Source organism: Acinetobacter haemolyticus CIP 64.3 = MTCC 9819 (assembly GCF_000369065.1).
Lineage (GTDB): Bacteria > Pseudomonadota > Gammaproteobacteria > Pseudomonadales > Moraxellaceae > Acinetobacter > Acinetobacter haemolyticus.
The window spans coordinates 216,115-240,106 of the sequence record NZ_KB849802.1 but is presented as its reverse complement, the minus strand read 5'-3'; the positions used below and the strand labels follow the sequence as shown (position 1 = coordinate 240,106).

The window sequence follows — 23,992 nt, the reverse complement described above, 5'->3', positions numbered from 1 at the left end:
CAAAAAATAGCGTTACAATGCAGTGTTTTTGTCTAACTACAAACAACTCCTCAACTTAGGGGGCTGCAAAGTGCATCTGTAAAATGTCAAGCAGGCCCCAATATAAATCAAGGAAAGCATAATCCTATGTCACGTCTTGCCACTCGTTTTGAACAGCTTAAATCTCAGCAACGTAAAGCGCTTGTTTCTTATGTTATGGCAGGTGATCCGCATCCACAGGTAACTGTTCCATTGCTTCATCAAATGGTTGAAGCCGGTATTGATGTGATTGAGCTTGGTCTACCATTCTCCGATCCTATGGCTGATGGTCCTGTGATTGCTTTGGCTGCTGAGCGCGCTTTGGCTGGTGGAACCAATACACTTGATGCATTGGATATGGTGAAAGCCTTTCGTGAGCAAGATCAGACAACACCAGTCGTTTTGATGGGTTATTTAAATCCTGTTGAAGTGATTGGTTATGAAAAGTTTGTTGCCTATGCGAAAGCCTGCGGTGTAGATGGTGTTCTTTTGGTGGATTTACCCCCAGAAGAATCAAAGCAATTTGGTGAAGTCTTAAAACAAAATGAGATGGATCAAATTTTCTTGCTTGCACCAACTTCAACAGATCACCGTATTCAACATGTGGTTGATCAAGCAAGTGGCTTTGTGTATTACGTCTCCCTCAAAGGTGTGACTGGTGCAGCGACATTAGATACTTCTGAAGCTGCAGCACGTATTGCGAAAATTAAAACCAAAACCAATGTTCCTGTGGGAGTTGGTTTTGGTATTAGTGATGCAGCGTCTGCAAAAGCAATGGGTCAAGTCGCTGATGCGGTGATTGTAGGAAGTGCTTTCGTTAAATCTTTTGCGACATTGCCAGCTGATGAGGCTGTGCAACAGACGGTGAATAAAGTGAAGGAGCTTCGGGCTGCGCTCGATGAGTTAGTATGAGTCAAGAATTAACAGCAGGGACGGTTCTAAACCCGTCAACGCCTTGGACTGAGCGTCAAGTTCCAGGTATTCAGGTTGCAAATGAGCAGCAGATCTTCAAGGCGACTTTTACTGAGCCTACGATTGAATGTCCAGAATGTCATGCTTTGGTGACACGTACAGCTATGTCATTTAATGCCTATGTCTGTCCGCAATGCGATGAGCATTTACGTATGCGTGCACGTGATCGCTTGAATTGGTTTTTTGACCAAGTGGACGCAGAACTCGGTCAAGAATTCAGTGCTAAAGACCCGTTAAAATTTGTGGATAGTAAAGCTTATCCTGATCGTATGCGTGAAGCGCAAGATAAAACAGGTGAGACGGAAGCGCTTGTAGTGATGCAAGGTTCACTCAAAGGACTAGATTTAATCGCATGCGCCTTTGATTTCGACTTTATGGGCGGTTCAATGGGTACGGTCGTGGGTGATCGTTTTGTACAAGCGGCTGAACGAGCAATTGAATTACATCAACCAATGATTTGTTTTGCTGCATCTGGTGGTGCGCGTATGCAAGAAGGTATGTTGTCTTTAATGCAAATGGCGCGTACCGCAGCTGCGATTCAAAAAATGAAAGAGGCACGTGTTCCTTATCTAGTGGTATTGACTCACCCTGTTTATGGTGGTGTCACTGCATCATTGGCAATGCTAGGCGATGTTCATATTGCTGAACCAAAAGCCATGATTGGTTTTGCTGGTAAGCGTGTGATCGAACAGACCGTGCGTGAAAAGTTAGAAGAGCCGTTCCAGCGCGCTGAGTATTTGCTTGATCATGGTGTAGTCGATCAAATTGTTCATCGTCACGCATTACGTGATACTGTATATCGACTTGTTGCAAAGCTGATGAATCTACCTTGAAACCACACGCTCCACGCTCTACGGATACGTTAACAACATGGCTCGATTATTGGAGCCATGTTCATGTTACAGGCATTGATTTAGGTTTAGAGCGCGTTATTCCTGTTGCTGAAAAATTAGGAGTAATGCGACCTAACGCAAAGGTATTTACAGTTGCTGGTACCAATGGCAAAGGTTCAACGACGACCACTTTGGCTGCAATTTTAAATGCACAAGGTTATAAAGTTGGTTTGTATCAATCACCCCATATTTATCGTTTTAATGAGCGAGTAAAATTAGCGGGTATTGAGGTTGATGATCAAAGCTTGGTTGATGCTTTTGTTGCTGTGGATCAAGCACGTCGTGATTGTGGTTTAAGTCTATCTTTCTTTGAAGCAACGACTTTAGCTGCTTTTGTGATCTTTAAGCATCAACAGTGTGATGTCTGGGTACTTGAGGTTGGTCTTGGTGGCCGTCTAGATGTGGTGAATGTCATTGATCCAGATATTGCAGTGATTACCAATATTGGGCTGGATCATACCGATTGGTTAGGCGATACCATTGAAAAAATTGCTTTCGAGAAAGCGGGCATTATTCGTCCTAATATTCCCGTTATTTTTGCGGGGCATCAACAGCTTCCACAAGCGATTCAAGATAAAGCTTCTGAAACACAAGCTCAGCTGTATGTATTAAATCGAGATTATTTTTATCAGCCAAATGAAGATGGTGAGACATGGTCATTTGCCTCTTCAGGAACAACGTTAAAACTTCCAAACGGTCAGTTGGCACTTGAAAATATCTCTACCGCCGTGGCAGCGATATTGGCGAGCGGGATTACCATTTCTCAAGATTCAATTGCTACGGGTATTCAGCGAGCAGCGTTGCAAGGACGATTTGAGATCCGTCAGATTCAAGGTCAAACGGTTGTTTTTGATGCTGGGCATAATGCACATGGCGTTGAATTTTTATTGAAGCAGTTGCGAAATTTTCTAAAATACAATAAACAGTACACAGAAGTTGTTGCAGTATTTTCAATGTTGGCAGATAAAGACATCTTATCGGTCACGAATTTACTAAAAACAACAGTAAAAAATTGGTTTATTGCTACTTTAGATGTGCCTAGAGCCGCGCCAATGCAACAGTTACAAGATGCATTGCAAGGTCAACAGGTATGTGAGTTTGGCAGTATCCAACAAGCATTTGAAACTACGCTGAAGAAATGTAATAACAATCAGCTGATTTTAGTCTGTGGTTCGTTTCATACCTTGGAAGCGGTCTGGGAGTATTTAGAACAATGTCAATGAATAACAAACAACGCTGGATGGGTGGCGTTGTTCTACTTGGAGGTGGTGTTTTATTGGCAGCATTACTTCTTAAAGGTAATGATGAAATAGAGCAAGATAAAGCTCAAGCAAGAACTGCACAACAAACTGCTCAAACAGAATCTAAGCCTAAGTTGGCACAACCAGCACAAGATAGCGAAATGGTATCGTTGCAACCTTTGGCAATCGATGTTGAAACAGAAAAACGTCTACTCGAAGAACAGCGACATGCTCGTGAAAAAGCGGTTGCGGAACAGGAAGCTCGCGCTGCCGAATTTTTGAAAATGCAACAAGAAGCCGAGGCAGCAGCTGCGCGTAAAGCCGCAGAAGAGTACGCGGCAATTAATGCAAGACGTATGGCAGCACAACAAAGCTCAGACAATATACCGCCTGAATTAATTGAGGATGATGCTGCGAAAGCTCAGCGATTGGCTGAAGAAAAACGTAAATTAGAAGAGAAGCGCAAGGCTGAGGCAGAGAAAAAAGCTGCTGAAGATAAGCGTAAAGCAGAGACAGACCAAAAAGCTGCCGAAGAGAAACGTAAGGCTGAAGCTGAGAAGAAGGCAGCGGAAGATAAGCGTAAAGCCGAAGCAGAGAAAAAGGCTGCTGAAGATAAACGTAAGGCTGAAGCAGAGAAGAAAGCAGCAGAAGATAAACGTAAGGCTGAGGCAGAAAAGAAAGCTGCTGAAGAGAAACGTAAAGCTGATGCTGAGAAGAAGGCTGCGGAAGACAAGCGAAAGGCTGAAGAAGAAGCAAAGAAAAAAGCTGAAGCAGAAAAAGCACGTGAACTCATGGAAAATGGCGATAAAAATTGGATGGTTCAAGTGGCCTTGGCTGCAAATCAGGCCAATGCAGATGCCGTGGTATCCAAACTGAGAGCTAAAGGTTATAAAGTCACGACCAGTCCGACCTCGAAAGGAATACGCATCATGGTTGGTCCATCTAAAGATAGAGAAACTGCTGATGCAGCCCGTAAAAAGATCGCAGCGGATGAAAGTTTAAATATGAAATCAGCATGGGTGATTGATTGGGTTCCACTTGATCAGCGCTAAAATAAAACTGGGGCTTTTCGCCCCTGTTTTTTCTAAGTTATGATGGATTCGACAATTGTTGTTGAATCCATTTTACATTGTCTGTAGTGAATAAATGTTCAATGTTTTTCCAGATGACATGGTAGCCATAGCCCCCTTGCTTCATTTCTTTGACGGCATCTTCAATTGACCAATTCTCAAAAATAATTCGATACATCGCTATGGTTGCTCCCGTACGATCAGAGCCATGATAACAATGAACTAAAACCTTCTGATTTTGTTGTTTTGCAGTTTGGATTGCTCGCATTGCGGTTAAGAGATCATCACGATTGATTGCCCACGTATAGATGGGGATATGTACCAGATTAAAATCTTGATCTTTAAACACATTCGCATCTTTATTACGTGCTCTGAGATTGATCACAGTGTGGATTTGATGTTGTTTTAAACTGGCAATCAGCTCAGCGTCAGGTTGCTCACTTCGATAGACATCTTGACTAATTTGATAGAAATTATGTGTGTTAGAAATCAACGTACCCCAATTGTTTGGGCGTTGTTCATCACTTAGGCCGGGATATTTCATACAACCATTCATGCTGAGCGTACTAATGAGAATGGTGCTGATCAATAATTTTTTCATTGTAAAGGTCATGATTGGATATGGAAAAGTTGTGTGCACAAAGTAACTGAATAATAAATAGAAGTTGAGCGAGAAATTGTAACGATAAAAAGCGGTAGAGAAGAATATCTAGAAAAATAGGTTGTTGTAGTCCATGCTTATTATCAATCATGGATAGACAAAAAAAGCCCTTTTAACAAGTGAGTTAAAGGGCTGGTTGCATCATAAATCTTTGCTGTTTTTTATTATTCTGGTTGAGCAGTCAATCTTAAATAAGGTTTCACCGCCTTATAACCTTTAGGGAACCGTTGTTTGATTTCTTCTTCATCTTTAAGCGAAGGGATAATCACCACATCTTCACCTTGTTGCCAATTGGCTGGCGTTGCGACCTTATGATGATCTGTCAATTGCAGCGAGTCTATGACACGTAATACTTCGTGAAAGTTTCGTCCTGTAGAGGCTGGGTAGGTAATGATTAGACGAACTTTTCTATTTGGATCAATAATTACCAACGAGCGAACGGTTAAGGTTTCGCTGGCATTGGGATGGATAAAGCCATAGAGCTCGGATACTTTACGGTCTTTATCTGCAATGATTGGAAAATTCACTGTCGTATTTTGTGTCTCATTAATATCTTCAATCCAACGCTGGTGTGAGTCTACGTCATCGACTGAAAGAGCAATTGCTTTAACACCACGCTTATTAAATTCATCTTTGAGTTTTGCTGTAAAACCCAGTTCGGTGGTGCAGACAGGAGTAAAATCAGCTGGATGTGAAAATAAAACTGCCCAGCCATCCTCTAAAAATTCGTAAAAATCAATCGTGCCTTCACTTGATGCTTGTTGAAAATTTGGCGCGATATCACCTAAACGTAATGTCATGACTACTCCTTAACTCTATGTTATTTAATAATGCGATAACCCAATATGCAGTATTTTGCTTATAAACAAAATTATTGTTTTTTCATTTTATTATCATTTTTTAATATATGAATGTAGGCGCTATGGTATAAAAATCATCAGAAATTCACATTTAAATCGATGTAACGGAAAGGTAAATTTGCTACATTAACGATCTTTGGTTGCATGATGTCAGAATCATTTTGCAGTTTTTTTTGCTGTTTGAACGTAAAGCACTTGTAGTTCTTATTTCTGACTCCATAATAACAGCTAAGAAAAAATTAACCGACCTAAGGTTTGTTGATATTTCCAAACCTTATAACAAACAGGATTAGAGAGTTTATTCATGTTGGCAAGTCTGATCGGAGGTATCTTCGGTACTAAAAATGAGCGTGAGCTCAAACGCATGCGTAAAATTGTTGAACAAATCAATGCGCTTGAACCGACGATATCTACTCTTAACGATGCAGACCTCTCTGCAAAAACTCCAGAATTCAAACAACGTTTCCAAAACGGTGAAAGTCTAGATAAATTACTGCCTGAAGCTTTTGCGGTCTGTCGAGAGGCTGCTAAACGTGTCATGGGTATGCGTCATTATGATGTGCAGTTAATCGGTGGGATTACCTTGCATGAAGGTAAAATTGCTGAAATGCGTACAGGTGAAGGTAAAACCTTGATGGGTACCTTGGCCTGTTATCTCAATGCGTTGAGTGGTCAAGGCGTTCACGTCATTACCGTGAATGACTACTTGGCACAACGTGATGCGGAGTTAAACCGTCCATTATTCGAATTTTTAGGTTTGAGTATTGGTGTAATTTACTCTATGCAAATGCCTGATGAGAAAGCGCAAGCTTATATTGCAGACATTACTTACGGTACCAATAACGAATTTGGTTTTGACTATCTCCGTGACAACATGGTTTTTTCTTTACAAGAGAAAAAGCAGCGTGGTCTGAGCTATGCGATCATTGATGAAGTTGACTCAATCTTGATCGATGAAGCACGTACACCATTGATTATTTCAGGACAGAGTGAAGATTCCTCTCATTTATATCAGCTAATCAATAGTATTCCTCCAAAATTAAAACCTCAGAAGGAAGAGAAAGTTGCGGATGGAGGACACTTCTGGGTTGATGAAAAGCAACGTTCAGTTGAAATGACTGAAATTGGCTATGAAACTGTTGAACAAGAATTGATTCAGATGGGTTTGTTAGCGGAAGGTGAAAGTCTCTACTCTGCAACAAATCTGAATTTAGTTCATCATGTAACGGCAGCGATTCGTGCACATTATCTTTATCAAAAGAACGTGCACTACATCATTGGCATCAATCCACAAACACAAAAAGAAGAAGTGATTATTGTGGATGAAAGTACTGGTCGTACCATGCCAGGTCGCCGTTGGTCAGAAGGTTTGCACCAAGCGGTTGAAGCCAAAGAAAACATGGAAATTCAACCAGAAAACCAAACGCTTGCAACGACGACATTCCAGAACTATTTCCGTCTGTATAAAAAGCTTTCAGGCATGACAGGTACTGCTGATACTGAAGCAGCGGAAATGAAAGAAATTTATGGTTTGGATGTGGTGATCATTCCAACGCATAGACCAATGGTGCGTATCGACCATAATGATTTAATCTATTTAAATCGCAATGGTAAATACAATGCCATTATTGAAGAAATTACCAATATTCGTCAAAAGGGTGTAGCACCTATTCTGATTGGTACTGCAACGATTGAAGCAAGCGAGATCCTGTCTTCAAAATTACTACAAGCAGGTATTCATCACGAAGTGCTTAATGCGAAGCAGCATGAGCGTGAGGCAGATATTATTGCGCAAGCGGGTAGCCCAAATGCGGTAACCATTGCAACCAATATGGCAGGTCGTGGTACAGATATTTTGCTTGGTGGTAACTGGAAGGCTAAGCTGGCTAAAATTGAAAATCCAACATCTGAAGATGAAGCACGCTTGCAAGCACAATGGGAAAAAGACCATGAAGATGTATTAGCATCTGGTGGTCTACATATCATTGGTTCTGAACGCCACGAATCACGTCGTATTGATAACCAGTTGCGTGGTCGTGCAGGTCGTCAGGGTGACCCTGGTGTTTCTCGCTTCTATTTGTCGCTTGAAGATGATTTGATGCGTATTTTCGCAGGTGATCGTGTTGTTGCCATGATGCGCGCAATGGGCTTGCAAGAAAATGAAGCCATTGAACATAAGATGGTGAGTCGCTCGATTGAAAATGCACAACGTAAAGTTGAAGCGCGTAACTTTGATATTCGTAAAAACTTATTGAAGTACGACGATGTTAACAACGAACAGCGTAAGATTATTTACTCACAACGCGATGAAGTTCTCGCTGAAAGTACTTTGCAAGATTACATCGAAGAAATGCATCGTGAAGTTATTAAAGGGGTGATTGCTAACTTTATTCCACCAGAGTCAGTTCATGATCAGTGGGATATCGAAGGTTTAGAGAATGCTTTAAAAGTGGATCTCGGCATTGAATTACCTGTACAGCAATGGTTAAACCAAGATCGCCGTTTAGACGAAGAAGGTTTGATTTCTCGTATTTCAGATGAGGTTGTAAACCGCTATCGTCAACGCCGTGAACAAATGGGCGCTGAATCTGCAGTGATGTTAGAACGCCACTTTATGCTAAATTCACTGGATCGCCATTGGAAAGATCATTTGGCAGCGATGGATTATTTGCGTCAAGGGATTCATTTACGTGGTTATGCACAGAAAAATCCTGAACAAGAATATAAGAAAGAAGCCTTTAATTTGTTTGTGAATATGTTGGGTGTGATTAAGTCGGATGTGGTAACTGATTTATCTCGTGTACATGTTCCAACAGCTGAAGAGCTAGCAGAAATGGAAGCACAGCAGCAACGCCAAGCTGAATCGATGCGTCTTTCTTTTGAGCATGATGAGGTCGATGGTTTAACGGGTGAAGTGACTGCTTCTGAAGAAACAGAACTGGCAAACAATACAGCATTCCCAGTACCTGAAAGTCGTAATGCACCTTGTCCATGTGGCTCTGGTTTAAAATACAAACAATGTCACGGTAAACTCTAATTTGGAGTTGCCTTCATTAAAAAGCAGAGCATAGGCTCTGCTTTTTTTACGATAAACTACTTGAGTCGAGTCAAGCTTTGTAGTTTGATTATCGAACTTACAGTTCTTGATTGAATTGATATTAAAAGCGGGAAGACAATGAAAAAACCATTACAACTTTTAATTTTGGCAAGTGCAGCAGTATCAAGTTTTGCATTTGCAAAAGATGCGCCTCAAACCACAACAGTGGAAAAAGTACAGGCTGCAAAAGGTGAGACTTCTGCTCAGGCACAAGTAAAGCACGATGTGACGACAGTGATTAGTCCTCGTACTGGGATTCGCTATACCTTAGGTGATACGGGCAACCGTCCAATCGTCTTGCAAACTGCTGCGATTGCACCAGCAAACTCAGCAAATATTAATCGTATTGTGGCATCAAATCCTGCCTTGTCTGAAAAAAGCCAAGAAAAAGCCAAGATTGCTTTAATTGGTGAAGCAGCTGTACAAGCTGCAAATGCAGCTGCTGCACAAACAGCCAATGCCCAAGCACCGCAAACAGCTAGTGCTCAAGCAGCAACAAGCAATTAATTGATTGTTATGCAAAAAAAGAGATGCATTCGCATCTCTTTTTTATTGCGTGCTTATCTTATAAAAAACTTGGCAGTAAGACCAAACCAATAATGATCGCAAACATTAACCATTTCAAAGCATAGTAGAGTGGGCGATTACGCGCTTTCAAGCCACGACCATAGTGGTGAATAGCATAACCATATTTGAAGATACGGTTAATAAATCCTGTTTTATCCTGATCATCGTTGGGTGAACTGGCTGCTGACATCACATTACGACCAAACCAATGATTGAATTTTTGCGCCCAGCCCCATTTCATTGGGCGCTCAATATCACAGAATAAGATGATACGAGTTTGATCCGTTTGATTATGTGCCCAATGTACATAGGTTTCATCAAAAACGGTTGCTTCACCATCTCTCCAGCTATAACGCTCTTGATCAACTTCGATAAAACAGTCATCACTATTGGGGGTGACTAAACCCAAGTGATAACGTACCGAACCTGCATAAGGATCACGGTGTTTACCCAAGTAACTTCCAGATGGCAACTCAGTAAACATTGCTGCTTTAACCGATGGAATACTTTCAAGTAATGCTACAGTCTTTGGGCAAAGTTGTTGTGCTGATGGATGGCTATCTTGATACCATTTCAAATAAAAACGTTTCCAGCCACGCTTAAAAAAAGTATTAAAGCCTGCATCATTATTTTTTTCGGATGCTTTGATTTGATTTTGTAGTTGAATGGCTTCTTCCCGAATCACCTCCCAATTATCTTGTAATGGTTTGAGTTCAGGGAATTGCGCCACATCAAAAAATGGCTGGTTTGGGAGTTTAGAAAAACCAGTCATAAACATGTTTACAGGCGCTAAAAATGTAGAATGGTCAAATAGTTGCCGAGATATTTTTAATCGTTCTTTACCACGAAAATAAGTATATAAGAAACTAACCAAAAATACGGCAATGATAATCACTGCGTACATAAGCACAATAGTCTAAAAATGGGAGGCGGTTAGTTTAGCACAAAATATATTTGGACGAGTATGGTTATAGATACAAGTTGGAAAGGTCTTTAATTGTACGATAAAAGGTCACTCAGGCGAGCATCGCTTGATGCTCACCTGATGTTTTATGTGTGATTAGATTTGGTTATTTACATCGATATTTTTAGTTTCTCGGATCAATAAAAAAGCTATCAGAGATAATAATGCCGCGGCACTGAGATAATAACCGACTGCTTGTAAACCAAAGTTTTCAGCAAGTTTAGTGGCAATGTAGGGTGCAAAAGAGGCACCAAAGATGCCTGCTAGATTAAAGGTCAGTGCCGAACCCGTGTAACGTACAGACGTTGGGAACAGTTCAGACAAGATTGTGCCAATCGGACCATAAGTCAGTCCCATAATCGATAACCCGATACACAAGAATAAAAACACCAATACAGGACTACCAGAATCAAGCAAGCTTGCGAAGACTAAACCAAACAATGCAGCTAAAATACAGACAGCAATCGACGTGGTTCGACGACCGATTTTCTCCGCTAAAATCGCTGATAAAGGAATAAAGCCAGCAAAACATAAAGTCGCTATAAGCTGTAATTGCAAAAATTCAGTACGGGTATAGCCAAGCTGTGTAGTTCCCCAAGTCAGTGCAAAAACAGTGGTGAGATAGAACACCACAAATGTACAAATTGCAGCAATCGTTCCAAGAATCAATTTAGACAAGTGCTTGGTCATGACTTCTTTAAATGGAACATTTACTTCTTTTTGTTTATCCAGAACTTTTTGAAAAGCTGGTGTTTCATGTAATTTCAAGCGAATGTATAGACCGACTAAAACTAAAACAGCACTCGCGATAAAAGGAATACGCCATCCCCAAGTCATAAATGCTTGTTCCGTCATGAATGCACCAAGCAAGAGGAATGAACCTGTTGCAAGGATAAATCCAATAGGTGCCCCTAATTGAGGGAACATGCCATACCATGCGCGTTTACCTTCTGGCGCATTCTCAGTCGCGAGTAACACCGCACCACTCCATTCACCGCCTAAGCCCAGTCCTTGTCCCAAACGACATAAGGCTAATAATAGGGGAGCAGCAATGCCGATTTGAGCATAAGTAGGCAACAAGCCAATACAGACAGTTGAAACACCCATGGTCAATAGTGCTGCAACCAAGGTGGCTTTACGTCCGATCCGATCGCCTAAATGACCAAAAAGTGCAGCGCCGACGGGGCGGGCAATAAATGCGATTGCAAAGGTGGCTAATGACTGGAGTAAGGCTGCGCTTCCACTACTTGCTGGAAAGAACAGATGTGGAAAAATAATGACTGCGGCAGTGGCATAAATATAAAAGTCAAAAAACTCAATTGTGGTACCAACGAGACTTGCAAACAGTACACGTGTTTTTGAATTGCTTGCCACCTCACCAGTGGCAGCCATAGAGTTTGACGACATAGATGACCTTAATTCTAATGATCTAAGACAAAATACGAAGTGTTCGCCTTAGATGTTCCTTATAAAATGCGGGGCTTACTTCGGAATTGAATGTAATGAATGCCAGCAAAATGCTTGCTTACAGCACATACCAATAGATCGCTAGAAAATGTAAACCTGCTCCTAGTAGCACAAAGATATGCCATATTGCGTGGGTATATCTTACCTTTTTTAAGGCATAAAACAATGTACCGATGGTATAAGCCAATCCACCTGCAATCAGCAGTTGTAGAGCATCTTTGGATAAATAACGTTGCATGTCATCCATCAATAATACAGCTAACCAACCCATCACCAGATAAGCTACTAATGACAGTTTTTGAAAGCGATGAATAAACACCAATTTAAATAGGGTGCCAATAAATGCAATCACCCAAAGCGCAATTAGAAGATAGTGCGCCTTGGCTGTTGGAATGGCAATACTGAGAAAGGGGGTATAGGTGCCCGCGATCAGATAGTAAATCGCGGTATGATCTAGTTTCTTATACCAATATCGTCTGGTTTCATCTTGTGCGAAGTGATAAAGCATTGAACTGCTGAGTAGCAATACTAAACTAAAGCCATAGACCCATAGACTGATCCATTGGCCCAAGGGAAGATAGCTCCCTTTAATAATTAAAAATACCGAGGCAATTAAAGCTAATATTGCACCGATACCATGACTATATGCATTGAGTCGTTCTTCTTTTGGATCATAATTCAATATTGAGTTCATGTTCATCGCAATAAGCTTTGCATAAAAATACAACTGTATCGTAATGCAATTTCCCTTTTAAAGTAAGACGCTTTAGAATTTAGTTTCTATTTGTCAGGTTTTCATTATGTTTGCGCCGAAATTTTCTTTTGAACAAGAACAACAATTTTTCTTGGATATCCAGCAATCGATTGAAAATAAAAGCTTTGATCGTCTGATTTTGAGTCAGTACAAAGGCGAAATGACAGATTTAGAAAAAATGACATTTCGGATTATTGAGTTGCAGGGGCAAGCCACTTTATCTTGTTTATATCATCATAAAACCCAAGACATTACTAAAAACTATTCGATGAATGAAGGGATTGAGAAAATTGCTGAACTATTGGCACAATCTAAACAGGCTAATTTATTCGCGCTTGATCAAGAAGCCCAACTCAAGAAAAATAAAAAGAAAGCAATGCTCAATGTGCAAAAAAGACAACCCTTGTCGATGGAAATAGAGCAACGTCAGCATAATCGAGAAAAGCATCGTTATGTAGAGCAGCAAAGCCCATTCCTAAAACATCTAGGTATCACAGATGAAAAAGGGCAAGTCATTCCAAGCATGGCGCGAAAGTGGAAACAGATCAATAAATTCATTGAGATATTTTCCAATGCTTATGCTCAAATTGATGCTTCTCAACAAGAACTGAATATCGTTGACTTTGGTTCTGGTAAAGGCTATTTAACCTTTGCTTTATATGACTATTTACAAGCCCAACAAAAAACGCCCCTGATTACAGGTGTGGAATTACGCTCGAATTTAGTTGAGTTTTGCCAGAAAGTTGCAGATGACGTCGGGTTTAATCATCTTGATTTTTTCGAAGGGGATGTGCGGAGCTATCAACCTGAAAAGTTGGATGTCATGATTGCCCTGCATGCCTGTGATATTGCAACTGATTTTGCGATTCATACTGGGATTCGTCTCAATGCCTCGATGATCATGTGCGCCCCATGCTGTCATAAAGAATTAAGACCGCAACTCAAGAGTCCAGAAGTGTTACAACCGATGCTGCAATTCGGTATTCATGCTGGGCAGCAGGCTGAAATGCTCACAGATACTTTGCGGGCTTTATTGCTAAAGGCCTATGGCTATGAAACTAAAGTCTTCGAGTTTGTCTCATTAGAACATACCAGTAAGAACAAAATGATTTTGGCGACCAAGCGCAAAGATATTCAGCAGCCTGATGCTAAAATTTTGCAGCAAATACAAGCATTAAAAACGATGTATGGCATTCAAAAGCAAAGTTTAGAGTTGTTATTGCAGGATCAAATGCCTATCGAAAATGTAGGTTGTAAGTGTTAATGGGACAAGAGATGAATCGTTTTGTTGTGAAACATGGTCAATGGGATCAATTGCAACTACAGCAGGATGCCAAGCGCATTCGTGAGTTTGTGTTTATCAATGAGCAAAACATTCCTGAGCAAGATGAATGGGACGATCAAGACCAAGTGTCGGAACATTTTGTCGTCTATGCACAAGATCAAGCGATTGCCACCGCTCGATTGTTACCTGATCATCATTTAGGGCGTGTTGCCGTATTGCAGGAATATCGAGGTCAGGGCATTGGACAATTGATCATGTTGGAAATGATTGCTTATGCTAAATCCCAAAACCGTCCATTTTTACAGCTTTCTGCACAAACGCACGCTACTTCATTTTATGAAAAATTAGGTTTCGTGGCACAAGGCGATGAATATGATGAGTGTGGCATTCCACATATTGAAATGATCATGCCGATCACAGGAAAGGTATAACCTATAAGATTGGCATTTATCGATCTGACTATTGTTTAGGTTGTGCAGCCACTTCGGAGCTTGCAGGAGCAACTTCTTGAGAAAGCTCTTGCTGTTGCTGTGCTTTACGTTGCGCGCCAGGCATATAATCAGGTTCTTGGGTCATCGCTAAATAGAAAAAACTTAAAAAAATGGTGCTGAGTACCCCAACAATAATGACAAATTTCCATCCCAATACTGTTTCATTTGAGTCTTTTTGTGGAGATGGTTGATTGCTCATGAAAAAATCCAAAAAATAAAGAAAACGTAATTTTGCGCCTTTTTTAGCTCGCTTGCCAAGTATCTATATGGAGTTCTTCTATGTGCTTCAATAGGGAGAGATATGTTATTGAGTTGTTCAATTTGGCGAGCGGCTGAAAGCAGCGTCATCTCGCCATTACATTAAAAGGTATTACATTGATTTCGAAGTTATAGCTTGTGCCAATCTTCTATCGCCTTTAGGCCAGTTTCGATACCAACATCATAGCTATAGCGGATTTTAGATTTGTTCTTGGTGAGTCGACCTGCCATATTTTTTAAATCTGGGGGGCATACTTCCAAGATTTTTTGTCCTGATGGTGTTCGAACAAACTGAACTGAATCATTATAGCGTTGGGTTCGTGTTAAAAGACTACGTGCAAAACCGTGTTGTTGTTTAAACAAATATTTCGCGAGGAACTGATCGCCTCTATTACTCGCTTTATAGTATTTTTTAGGGCGAGTACGTAATACCATGAGTTTAGAAACATGATTTTGTTGTGCTGCCCAATGGACTGGAAGGGCATCAGCAACGCCACCATCGAAATAAGGTTCACCAAACACTTCAACCGCTTGACGTGTCAATACAGGAATCGAACTCGATGCCCTTAAGCCATCCAAAATATTATCTCTAGATGCTTTGATATAAGTCGCCTCACCAGAAATAGCGTGAGTAAGCACCATATAAAATTCAGGATGATTGGCAAATAGTTGGGTTTGATTGAGTGGATTTTCTTTCTCAACCACATCCCACATCCATTTTAGATCAAGTAAATCACCGCCTTTAAAAAAGCGTCCATAATGAATGAATTCTGAACGAAGAGAATGATCTAAATAAATTTGTAGTGTTCGACCCTGTTGAGCAGCTAAGTAATTTGCAACATTAGTTGAGCCTGAGGAGACACCAACACAGAGATCAAAAGGATTAAATTGTTGCTGTAAAAATGCATCTAAGACACCGCTGGTAAATGCGCCGCGCATTCCACCACCTTCAACGACCAGTGCCTGACGATTTTGTTGAAGCATTGAAAATCTCGAATACCATGATAAACCCCTGTTTAACACGGATTTATCATGTTCGACAATAGCACTTTAGTGTTGATGAGATTCTGCTTGGGCAGCTGTAGTTGCTGTTGCTGTATTGCTTTTAGCTGCCTCTAATGCTTCTGGCGACATTGCAGGTGCTGTTTTAAAAGCATGTTGTTGGCTGCTAGTTTGCTTTTGGCTTGGCATATAATCAGGTTCATTGGTGATGGCTAAGTAAAAAATCACCATAAAAATAAAGCTTAGAATGATCGTGATGATCAGCGCTTTCCACCCCCAAGGTGAAGTTTCTGGGCATAATTTCTCAGACATAAGACAAATTTCCAAAGGACAAAAAAGAAAGCAGAATTAGGGAGATTTATAGCACAATTTGTGATGAATTAGGCAGAAGTTTTGCAGTGATTTTGTCGAATAGTAAAAAGCTCATATCGGTAATCAATACTGACATGAGCTTTAAGCTTATAAAAAGAAATGAATTATTGAATAATTTCCTTCTTTTGCGCTTTGTCTTTCAGCAGTTGCGGTGGAGTGAAACGTTCACCATATTGAGTAGCCAATTCTTCTGAACGTTGTAATGATTTTTCAATCCCGTTTTGATTTAAGAATTGAATCGCACCGCCAGTCCAAGGTGCAAAACCGATTCCGAAAATTGAACCGACATTGGCATCAATCACTGACTCTAGAACACCTTCCTCATAGCAGCGTAAGGTATCCAGTGCTTGAACAAACAAGAAACGATCAATCATATCTTGTTCAGAAATATCATTTTCTTTTGTCCAGCGGCTGAGTCCATCCCACAAATGTTTTTTGCCATTTTCTGGATATTCATAGAAGCCTGCACCAGCAGCTTTACCTTTACGATTCAGCTCGTGAATCATGGTGTGAACCACTTCATCTACAGGCGTTTTCGGTAAGTCTTTCCCTTCAGCTTGCAATGCTTTACGCGTTTCGCTTGCTACATGCTCAGTCAGAGTTAAAGAAACTTCATCCTGAATCGCAAGAGGACCAACAGGCATACCAGCTTTGAGTGCTGCCATTTCGATTTTCGCTGGATGTACGCCCTCAGCAAGTAGACGCATACCTTCTTGAATAAAGGTACCAAAGACACGGCTGGTAAAGAAACCACGACTATCATTCACTACGATTGGTGTTTTAGCAATTTGTTGAACAAAGTCATAGGCTTTCGCTAATGTTTCAGCTGAAGTTTCTTTACCTTTGATGATTTCGACCAATTGCATTTTGTCTACAGGGCTAAAGAAATGTAAGCCAATAAAGTTTTTGGCATCTTTGCTTGCGGTTGCTAAACCTGTGATTGGTAAGGTAGACGTGTTCGATGCAAAGATTCCACCTTCAGCTAAATACTGTTCAGCTTCTTGAGTCACCTTGGCTTTGAGTTCTTGATTCTCAAATACTGCTTCAATGATTAAATCACAGCCTTGTAGATCAGCTGCATCAGCGGTAGCAGTAATAAGCGCTAACACTTGATCACGTTTTTCTGCTGTCATACGACCTTGTGAAACACGTTTATCAAGTAACTTTTGCGAGTAAGCTTTGCCTTTCTCTGCATTTTCTACAGACACATCTTTGAGTACGACAGGAATGCCTTTGATTGCGGTTGAGTAAGCAATCCCTGCACCCATCATACCTGCACCTAAAACACCGACTTTCTTCGCTTGCCATTTAGCAACTTCAGCAGGACGACTCGCACCTGATTTAATTGCATTTAGACCATGCCAAAACGTACCGATCATGTTCTTCGACACTTGACCGATAGTCAGTTGTGTAAAGTAACGTGATTCAATACGAAGTGCGGTATCGACATCGACTTGTGCACCTTCAACTGCAGCCGCCATGATCGCTTCTGGAGCTGGATAACAGCCTTTGGTTTTGTCTCGTAACATAGCAGGGGCAATTGCAAGCACTTGCGCAACCGCAGGCGTTTTAGGATCGCCACCAGGGATTTTGTAGCCTTTCACATCAAATGGTTGCTGTGCAGCTTTTGTAGAAGGCGGATTGGCTTTCACCCAAGCAATCGCTTTTTCTAACAGCTCTTGTTCATTCTCAGCCGTGTCATGTACGAGACCTAATGATTTTGCTTTATCGACACCAAATTGCTTACCTTCCATCAAGAACGGGAACGCATTTTGTAAACCAAGTAGGCGCACCATACGGACGATACCACCACCACCTGGAAGTAAACCTAAAGTTACTTCAGGTAAACCAAATTTGGTTTTTGGATCATTGATGGCAATACGGTAGTGACAACCTAAAGCGATTTCCCAGCCACCGCCAAGGGCAGTACCGTTTAACGCAGCAACAACAGGCACACCTAAAGTTTCGATCGTGCGTAAGTCACCTTTGAGTTTTTCAATCATCTTGAAAAATTCAGTGGCGTGTTCAGGTTGTACCTGAATCAGCTCATCTAAGTCACCACCAGCAAAGAAAGTTTTCTTAGCAGAACGGAAAATAATACCTTTCAGATCAGTTTCAGCTTTGAGTTTTTGACTGACCTCATCTAAAGCATCACGGAACTCTGCATTCATGGTGTTTGCAGATTGACCAGATGAGTCAAGCGTAAGAATTACAATATTGTCAGCGTTTTTTTCGTATTTAATAGCGCTCATGTTGCTCTCCTTACACCAACTCGATAATGGTAGCGATACCCATACCACCACCGACACATAATGTTGCTAGACCACGTTTTTTACCTTGACGCTCTAATTCATCTAGCAAAGTTCCTAGAATCATGGCACCCGTTGCACCCAATGGATGTCCCATCGCAATCGCACCACCATTGACGTTGACTTTCTCAGCAGGAACTTTCAGTTCTGTAATAAAACGCATCACCACCGCTGCAAAAGCTTCATTCACTTCAAATAAATCAATATCGTCGATGCTCAAGCCTGCTTTTTCTAATGCTTTACGTGCGGCAGGGGCAGGACCAGTCAGCATAATGGTTGGATCTGTACCGACTAATGCAGTTGCAAGCACCTTGGCACGAGGTTTTAAACCTTGCACTTTGACTGCTTTTTCAGAAGCCAATAACACCACCGCAGCACCATCTACGATACCTGATGAGTTACCTGCATGATGAACGTGATTAATTTTTTGAGCTTCAGGATACTTCTGTAAAGCAACAGCATCGAAGCCCATTTGACCCATCATTTCAAAGCTAGCATTCAGTTTTGCTAAACCTTCAACTGTGGTATTTCCTTTGATAAATTCGTCTTTTTCTAAGATTGTTACACCTGCATGATCTTTCACAGGCACAACTGATTTATCGAAATAACCATTTGCCTGAGCGGCAGCAGCCTTTTGTTGCGAACCGACCGCAAATGCATCTACATCTGCACGGCTATAACCATCTAAAGTTGCAATCAAGTCTGCGCCTACACCTTGTGGAACAAAAGACGATTTCAAATTGGTTTCAGGATCAAGCGCCCATGGACCACCATCTGAACCCATTGGAATGCGTGACATTGACTCCACACCGCCAGCAACCACAACATCTTCCCAACCTGAACGAACTTTTTGTGCTGCCAAGTTCACCGCTTCTAAACCAGAAGCACAGAAACGGTTGATTTGTACGCCTGCGACATCATCATTCCAACCTGCAGCAATCGCAGCAGTTTTGGCAATATCCCCACCTTGATCACCAATTGGTGTCACACAACCGAGAACGATATCATCGACTTTAGATGTGTCGAGTTGATGGCGTTGTTGTAATTCATTCAATAATGTTGTGAGTAAAGTAATTGGTTTTACTTCATGTAATGAGCCGTCTTTTTTTCCTTTTCCGCGTGGTGTGCGAATGGCATCAATAATATAGGCCTCGCTCATAGCTGTTCCTTGTATTGCCTTAAATTAAAATCATTGTGCTTCGAGTGTACTCAATTTAAGTGTCAGTGCAATGATGATAAACATTGGCAAGTTTGATGTTTTTCGCCAATTCAGTTGACTGTTGAAAAGATGAAATATTTAGTAAAATATACGGTCATAATTCAACAAAATTATCTTAATGAAATTTATTAATATCATTTGTACAACAGGCTCGGGTAAGTCTACACTTGCTCGCAAGTTGGCATACAAACGACAACTACAATATATAGAATTGGATGATTTGCTTTGGTTAGATGATTGGCAGGAATCTTCAAACGAGGCCTTATTTATGAAACTTAAAATAGCAATGGATGATGCTTCAACTGGTTAGGGTGATTGATAACCTGTATACGCGCAGTATCGAAATGATTTGGTCTGAGGTTGATACTGTTATTTGGCTCGATTATGCATTTTCTGTAAATTTATATCGTTTAACCAAACGAACTGTATGGCGTGCTCTCAGTAGGAAGCCACTATGGAAAAACTCGAATAATAGAGAAAGTTGGAGGATGATGTTCTCAAAAAAATCAATTTTTCTTTGGATGTTTCAGAAATATCCACAAAATAAACAAAGATATTTGACGATGATGCAGGATCCAAAATACCAGCATATTCGATTTATTCATCTGACTTCTCCAAGAGAAGCAGCAGAATTTCTTAATTCAATGAATGGATCGCCTAAATATTCTTAAACGATCCATGTACTGATTTTTATGAATGATGCCCATGCAACTGACGATATAAACCAGGGGTAACACCTGTCCATTTTTTAAAGGCGCGGTGGAAGGTGCTGGTTTCACTGAAGCCCACTTGTTGAGCCACATCTTCAAGTGTGAGATTCGGTGTTAACAATAAGTGAATTGCAGCATCACGACGCAGAGCATCTTTGACACCTTGATAGCTCTTACCTTCGGCAGCTAAACGACGACGTAAGGTTTGAGGGGATAAATACAACATCGACGCTACATCATTGAGTGTCGGCATTTCTTCACCAATTTGACTCTTCAATACATCGCGGATACGAGAAGTGAGCGAGTTGGTATTTTTGAATTTCACTAGAAGCTGCGCTGGCGCTGCTTTTAAGAACTCTTCTAAAGTATTTTCATCTTGGCGAATTGGTAAATCAAGATAATCTGCCGCAAACGTAATCTCTGTACGCGGTGCATCGAACTGCATGACAGGTGCAAAGAACAATGCATCATATTCATCGGCATGGCTTGGGCGCTCATAACCAAAATGTACGCGTTCTAAGGGCAAACGACGTTCAATCAACCAAGATGCAAGACCATGCCAAATCATCAGCATACTTTCAGTAATAAAATGATCTGGATCGAGTGATTTTGGGATGTGAGGAACTAAGCGCGCTTCATGTTTGTCACGCTCTAAACTTACAGACCATTCGTCACCAAACAGTTTGTAGAATTGTGATGAAAGCTCAAGTGCCTGACCGAGTGTTTTTGAATGAATAATCAATTGGCACATGATTGCGAATGTACCTAAGCGACGAGGTTGGATATCAAAACCGACATGTTCGTCTTGGGTCACCATCCATAACATTTTAACAAAGCGAGTATATTGCTCTGGGGAGATTCGAGCTTTAGGTTGCCGCAATAATTCTGCTTCTATACCGACATGTGAAAGTAATGTTTCAACGTCCATGCCTAGGCGTTTCACACCTGTTAAAGCCGCATTCACGAAGTGGATGCTGATCGTATCACGGCTCATATTGAATCCTTCAGTTTCTTTACTATTCACGATAATTGACCTAAATAACCGTCTAAAATATCAAATTGGGCAATTGACAAGAAAAAATAATTGCTCAATGCGTACATGTTAAATTGCCGAAACTATCAAGGTAAATGGCTGAACATGACATTGTTTTTATGTTTATCCCTACCTAGTATAAAAGAAAATTTAAACAAAATGAGTAAAAATTATCATGCCATCTGCATTAAAAGGATTGAAAGTTCTAGATTTTTCTACTTTGTTACCTGGTCCATTCGCAAGTATGTATCTTGCAGACATGGGTGCAGAAGTTATCCATATTGAATCACCGACTCGTCCAGACTTAGTAAGGATTATGCCACCTTATGCGAACGGTCAGGCCACTGCACATAGTTATCTGAATCGAAATAAGCAGTCGATTGCATTGGATCTTAAAAATCCAGCGAGTATTGAGCTCATTAAAAATAAAATCTCGGATTTTGATATTGTGTTGGAACAATTTCGTCCTGATGTGATGCGCCGTCTGGGTTTGGATTATGAAACCTTAGCAGAAATCAATCCCCGTTTAATTTACTGTTCTATTACGGGGTATGGTCAAACAGGAAGCTATAAAGATCGTGCGGGGCATGATATTAATTATTTAGCGCTTGCTGGTGTTTCGGGTCATTGTGGGCGTCAAGATGGTGGACCTCCACCACTTGGAATTCAGATCGCAGATGTTGCTGGTGGTTCATTACATGCAGTGATTGGTATTCTCGCAGCAGTGATTGAACGTCAACGTAGTGGTATCGGGCAATATATTGATATTTCGATGACCGATTGTGTGGCGAGTTTAAATAGTATGGCTGCTTCAGCGAGCTTGGCAGGACAAACGCCACAAGGTCCTGAACAAGGCATGCTCAATGGTGCGAGTTTTTATGACTATTATGAAACAAAAGATGGTCGTTATTTTTCAGTGGGGAGCTTAGAGCCACAATTTATGACTGGATTAGCTACTGCTCTAGATTTACCGATACTTTTGGCAAAAGGTGCTTCTTTTAATCCAGACGATCGCCAAGCAGTCAAACAGGCTTTACAAGATAAATTTAAAACCCAAGACTTTGCCGAATGGCAACATGTATTCCAGAGTTTAGATATTTGTGTGGAGCCAGTGATCAGTTTAGACGAAGCATTAGTTTCACCAATGGCACAGCAACGGGGGTGGGTCGTTGATGTACCATTATCGGAAAATGCATCTCAAACAGAACCTCAGTTAGCTTGTCCGATTAAGTTTTCTCGATCACAAATGGTATATACCTTTATAGGGCAAGCTTTGGGAGAAGGGAAATGGTAGAAAATATGCGCATATGATCACTGAATGTTAAAATATTGTACAGATCGTTAACATTTTGAATAAATTGTAATTTAAAAATAAGAGTAACCTTTTATACACAATAACATAAAAGGTTACGTAAACATGACAATCTCTAAATCTATGATTGTTTCTTGTTTATCCGTTCTATCATTGAGTCTTTTCACACACCATACTCAAGCAGCATCTCCCGCATTTGATCCAAATGGTCAATGGTTGTTTGGTGATTGGAACGGTCAACGCACAGCGTTACAAGAACAGGGTTATAACTTTTCTGCGAATTACACAGGCGAATTTGCAGGGGTTTTAGATTCTAAACAGTATTCTAGTCGTGGAAATGAATACACAGGTCAACTGGCATTAGGTACTCACTTTGATCTAAATAAAATTTTAGGTTGGCAAGATACAGAGGCTCAAATCACTTTAACTTATCGTGATGGCCAATCTCTTTCTCAAACGGCAGATGGTCTACAAGGACATTTAAGTTCGGTACAAGAAGTTTGGGGGCGGGGGCAAACATGGCGTTTAACAGAGCTTTGGGTCAAAAAGAAATTTTTGGATCAAGCACTAGATATTAAAGTTGGTCGATTTGGCGAAGGTGCTGACTTTAATAGTTTTGACTGTGATTTTCAAAATTTAGCATTATGCGGTTCACAAGTGGGCAACTGGGTCGGTGATCAATGGTACAACTGGCCAGTCAGTCAGTGGGCATTGCGCGTCAAATACAATTTGCAACCTGACTTGTATGCGCAGATTGGAGCGTATGAATATAACCCTGAAAATTTGCAACGTGGCAAAGGCTTCAATCTAAGTACTGATGGATCACATGGTGCCATTATTCCAACAGAATTGGTTTGGACACCGAAACTCGGTGCACAGTCACTTTCTGGCGAATATCGTTTTGGCTATTACTACAGTACCGCCGATGCTGTGGAAATTGCCAACCCAGCGAAAACCTCACATAAACAAGGTGGTTGGTTTACTGCAAAGCAACAATTGACTAGTCACGACGGTCAGTCTGATCGTGGTTTGACTGGCTTTGTGAATGTGACGGTTCATGACTCAAAAACCAATGCAGTCAAAGATATGCAAAATATTGGTTTGATTTATAAAGGTCTATTGGATCAGCGCCCACAAGATGAGTTGGCGCTTGGTGTAGCGCGTATTCATGCCAATGATAAAAATAATAGTTTATTGGATGAAGAATATAACACTGAGTTGTATTACAGCATTCACGCTACGAATTGGTTGACGATTCGTCCAAATATCCAATACGTACATCACGTCGGTGCACTTAAAAATGGTGACAAAACTTGGGTTGGTGGAATTAAGTTCCAAACAGTCTTCTAATTTTTGATTTGAATAATTTTGCAGATTTAGTTCATTTCAATGGATTACATCTGCAAGTTTTCATTGTGATTTGAATTTGACGATGAG

21 protein-coding genes and 1 pseudogene are annotated in these 23,992 nt (G+C 40.8%); 11 read left to right on the top strand and 11 right to left on the bottom strand.

Annotated features, from left to right (window positions below; all coding sequences use genetic code 11):
- The first annotated feature begins 126 nt into the window (after positions 1–126).
- From trpA to F927_RS07765, 4 genes are read left to right on the top strand one after another with little or no spacing between them, the layout of a single operon-like run.
- Positions 127–930: a tryptophan synthase subunit alpha gene (gene trpA / locus F927_RS07780; RefSeq protein WP_005083289.1), complete on the top strand. Its 804-nt coding sequence runs from the start codon at positions 127–129 to the stop codon at positions 928–930.
- The gene (gene accD, locus F927_RS07775) at positions 927–1,823 is read left to right on the top strand and encodes an acetyl-CoA carboxylase, carboxyltransferase subunit beta (protein WP_004640724.1); all 897 of its coding nucleotides are present in this window, start codon (positions 927–929) and stop codon (positions 1,821–1,823) included. Before trpA ends, accD begins: the two co-directional genes overlap by 4 nt.
- Entirely contained in the window at positions 1,820–3,106 is a 1,287-nt protein-coding gene (gene folC, locus F927_RS07770; protein WP_005083287.1) for a bifunctional tetrahydrofolate synthase/dihydrofolate synthase, read from the top strand. Before accD ends, folC begins: the two co-directional genes overlap by 4 nt.
- Complete coding sequence (locus tag F927_RS07765) at positions 3,097–4,176, top strand: SPOR domain-containing protein (RefSeq protein ID WP_004640720.1); 1,080 nt, start codon at positions 3,097–3,099, stop codon at positions 4,174–4,176. Before folC ends, F927_RS07765 begins: the two co-directional genes overlap by 10 nt.
- Positions 4,177–4,213: 37 nt before the next feature.
- On the opposite strand, the gene F927_RS07760 is transcribed toward F927_RS07765, so the two are convergent.
- Together F927_RS07760 and F927_RS07755 are read right to left on the bottom strand one after the other, a co-directional pair.
- On the bottom strand, positions 4,214–4,795 hold the full coding sequence (locus F927_RS07760) for a dual specificity protein phosphatase family protein (protein WP_017394632.1): 582 nt from the start codon (positions 4,793–4,795) through the stop codon (positions 4,214–4,216).
- Positions 4,796–5,019: 224 nt separating this feature from the next.
- Positions 5,020–5,655 carry a peroxiredoxin gene (locus F927_RS07755; RefSeq protein ID WP_005083284.1) on the bottom strand — a complete coding sequence of 212 codons (636 nt, stop codon included), beginning with the start codon at positions 5,653–5,655 and terminating at the stop codon, positions 5,020–5,022.
- 364 nt (positions 5,656–6,019) lie between these two features.
- Here F927_RS07755 and secA point away from each other — a divergent pair, with 364 nt between their 5' ends.
- Positions 6,020–8,752, top strand: a complete 2,733-nt coding sequence (secA, locus tag F927_RS07750; protein ID WP_004640711.1) for a preprotein translocase subunit SecA — start codon at positions 6,020–6,022, stop codon at positions 8,750–8,752.
- Between the two features lie 138 nt (positions 8,753–8,890).
- Positions 8,891–9,319 carry a hypothetical protein gene (locus F927_RS07745; protein ID WP_005083282.1) on the top strand — a complete coding sequence of 143 codons (429 nt, stop codon included), beginning with the start codon at positions 8,891–8,893 and terminating at the stop codon, positions 9,317–9,319.
- A gap of 58 nt (positions 9,320–9,377) precedes the next feature.
- On the opposite strand, the gene lpxO is transcribed toward F927_RS07745, so the two are convergent.
- From lpxO to trhA, 3 genes are all read right to left on the bottom strand, one after another.
- Complete coding sequence (lpxO, locus tag F927_RS07740) at positions 9,378–10,283, bottom strand: lipid A hydroxylase LpxO (RefSeq protein ID WP_004640707.1); 906 nt, start codon at positions 10,281–10,283, stop codon at positions 9,378–9,380.
- A gap of 156 nt (positions 10,284–10,439) precedes the next feature.
- Positions 10,440–11,750, bottom strand: coding sequence for an MFS transporter (locus F927_RS07735; protein ID WP_005083279.1), 1,311 nt, complete (start codon positions 11,748–11,750; stop codon positions 10,440–10,442).
- A gap of 118 nt (positions 11,751–11,868) precedes the next feature.
- Entirely contained in the window at positions 11,869–12,510 is a 642-nt protein-coding gene (trhA, locus tag F927_RS07730) for a PAQR family membrane homeostasis protein TrhA (protein ID WP_020846197.1), read from the bottom strand.
- 100 nt (positions 12,511–12,610) lie between these two features.
- Between trhA and F927_RS07725 the strand changes: the two genes are divergently transcribed.
- Together F927_RS07725 and F927_RS07720 are read left to right on the top strand one after the other, a co-directional pair.
- Entirely contained in the window at positions 12,611–13,828 is a 1,218-nt protein-coding gene (locus F927_RS07725; protein WP_005083275.1) for a class I SAM-dependent methyltransferase, read from the top strand.
- 11 nt (positions 13,829–13,839) lie between these two features.
- On the top strand, positions 13,840–14,280 hold the full coding sequence (locus F927_RS07720; RefSeq protein WP_005083272.1) for a GNAT family N-acetyltransferase: 441 nt from the start codon (positions 13,840–13,842) through the stop codon (positions 14,278–14,280).
- Between the two features lie 28 nt (positions 14,281–14,308).
- Here the strand turns inward: F927_RS07720 and F927_RS07715 are convergent, their stop codons facing one another.
- From F927_RS07715 to F927_RS07695, 5 genes are all read right to left on the bottom strand, one after another.
- Entirely contained in the window at positions 14,309–14,539 is a 231-nt protein-coding gene (locus F927_RS07715; protein WP_004640700.1) for a hypothetical protein, read from the bottom strand.
- Positions 14,540–14,727: 188 nt separating this feature from the next.
- Positions 14,728–15,582: a patatin-like phospholipase family protein gene (locus F927_RS07710; protein WP_004640699.1), complete on the bottom strand. Its 855-nt coding sequence runs from the start codon at positions 15,580–15,582 to the stop codon at positions 14,728–14,730.
- A gap of 66 nt (positions 15,583–15,648) precedes the next feature.
- Complete coding sequence (locus F927_RS07705) at positions 15,649–15,912, bottom strand: hypothetical protein (protein WP_004640698.1); 264 nt, start codon at positions 15,910–15,912, stop codon at positions 15,649–15,651.
- Between the two features lie 164 nt (positions 15,913–16,076).
- Positions 16,077–18,224, bottom strand: a complete 2,148-nt coding sequence (locus F927_RS07700) for a 3-hydroxyacyl-CoA dehydrogenase NAD-binding domain-containing protein (RefSeq protein ID WP_005083270.1) — start codon at positions 18,222–18,224, stop codon at positions 16,077–16,079.
- Between the two features lie 10 nt (positions 18,225–18,234).
- A complete protein-coding gene (locus F927_RS07695) occupies positions 18,235–19,440 on the bottom strand; it encodes an acetyl-CoA C-acetyltransferase (RefSeq protein WP_005083269.1) in 1,206 nt (401 codons plus the stop codon).
- A 178-nt stretch (positions 19,441–19,618) separates the two neighbouring features.
- On the opposite strand from F927_RS07695, the pseudogene F927_RS17355 reads away from it, so the two are divergent.
- A pseudogene (locus tag F927_RS17355) lies at positions 19,619–20,171 on the top strand (adenylate kinase).
- A 19-nt stretch (positions 20,172–20,190) separates the two neighbouring features.
- Here F927_RS17355 and F927_RS07685 read toward each other — a convergent pair.
- Entirely contained in the window at positions 20,191–21,204 is a 1,014-nt protein-coding gene (locus tag F927_RS07685) for an AraC family transcriptional regulator (RefSeq protein ID WP_005083262.1), read from the bottom strand.
- 214 nt (positions 21,205–21,418) lie between these two features.
- Here F927_RS07685 and F927_RS07680 point away from each other — a divergent pair, with 214 nt between their 5' ends.
- Positions 21,419–22,537, top strand: a complete 1,119-nt coding sequence (locus F927_RS07680; protein ID WP_005083260.1) for a CaiB/BaiF CoA transferase family protein — start codon at positions 21,419–21,421, stop codon at positions 22,535–22,537.
- A 123-nt stretch (positions 22,538–22,660) separates the two neighbouring features.
- Entirely contained in the window at positions 22,661–23,905 is a 1,245-nt protein-coding gene (locus F927_RS07675; protein ID WP_005083258.1) for a carbohydrate porin, read from the top strand.
- Positions 23,906–23,992 lie beyond the last annotated feature (87 nt).

Bases quoted from the DNA above. Each gene is read 5' to 3' on its own strand.
- F927_RS07680 (WP_005083260.1), top strand. From the start codon at position 21,419: ATGCCATCTGCATTAAAAGGATTGAAAGTTCTAGATTTTTCTACTTTG.
- secA (WP_004640711.1), top strand. From the start codon at position 6,020: ATGTTGGCAAGTCTGATCGGAGGTATCTTCGGTACTAAAAATGAGCGT.
- F927_RS07765 (WP_004640720.1), top strand. From the start codon at position 3,097: ATGTCAATGAATAACAAACAACGCTGGATGGGTGGCGTTGTTCTACTT.
- F927_RS07675 (WP_005083258.1), top strand. From the start codon at position 22,661: ATGACAATCTCTAAATCTATGATTGTTTCTTGTTTATCCGTTCTATCA.
- F927_RS07745 (WP_005083282.1), top strand. From the start codon at position 8,891: ATGAAAAAACCATTACAACTTTTAATTTTGGCAAGTGCAGCAGTATCA.
- F927_RS07705 (WP_004640698.1), bottom strand. From the start codon at position 15,912: ATGTCTGAGAAATTATGCCCAGAAACTTCACCTTGGGGGTGGAAAGCG.
- F927_RS07725 (WP_005083275.1), top strand. From the start codon at position 12,611: ATGTTTGCGCCGAAATTTTCTTTTGAACAAGAACAACAATTTTTCTTG.
- F927_RS07760 (WP_017394632.1), bottom strand. From the start codon at position 4,795: ATGAAAAAATTATTGATCAGCACCATTCTCATTAGTACGCTCAGCATG.
- accD (WP_004640724.1), top strand. From the start codon at position 927: ATGAGTCAAGAATTAACAGCAGGGACGGTTCTAAACCCGTCAACGCCT.
- F927_RS07735 (WP_005083279.1), bottom strand. From the start codon at position 11,750: ATGTCGTCAAACTCTATGGCTGCCACTGGTGAGGTGGCAAGCAATTCA.
- trpA (WP_005083289.1), top strand. From the start codon at position 127: ATGTCACGTCTTGCCACTCGTTTTGAACAGCTTAAATCTCAGCAACGT.
- F927_RS07685 (WP_005083262.1), bottom strand. From the start codon at position 21,204: ATGAGCCGTGATACGATCAGCATCCACTTCGTGAATGCGGCTTTAACA.
- F927_RS07710 (WP_004640699.1), bottom strand. From the start codon at position 15,582: ATGCTTCAACAAAATCGTCAGGCACTGGTCGTTGAAGGTGGTGGAATG.
- F927_RS07720 (WP_005083272.1), top strand. From the start codon at position 13,840: ATGAATCGTTTTGTTGTGAAACATGGTCAATGGGATCAATTGCAACTA.
- trhA (WP_020846197.1), bottom strand. From the start codon at position 12,510: ATGAACATGAACTCAATATTGAATTATGATCCAAAAGAAGAACGACTC.
- F927_RS07695 (WP_005083269.1), bottom strand. From the start codon at position 19,440: ATGAGCGAGGCCTATATTATTGATGCCATTCGCACACCACGCGGAAAA.
- F927_RS07755 (WP_005083284.1), bottom strand. From the start codon at position 5,655: ATGACATTACGTTTAGGTGATATCGCGCCAAATTTTCAACAAGCATCA.
- lpxO (WP_004640707.1), bottom strand. From the start codon at position 10,283: ATGTACGCAGTGATTATCATTGCCGTATTTTTGGTTAGTTTCTTATAT.
- F927_RS07700 (WP_005083270.1), bottom strand. From the start codon at position 18,224: ATGAGCGCTATTAAATACGAAAAAAACGCTGACAATATTGTAATTCTT.
- F927_RS07715 (WP_004640700.1), bottom strand. From the start codon at position 14,539: ATGAGCAATCAACCATCTCCACAAAAAGACTCAAATGAAACAGTATTG.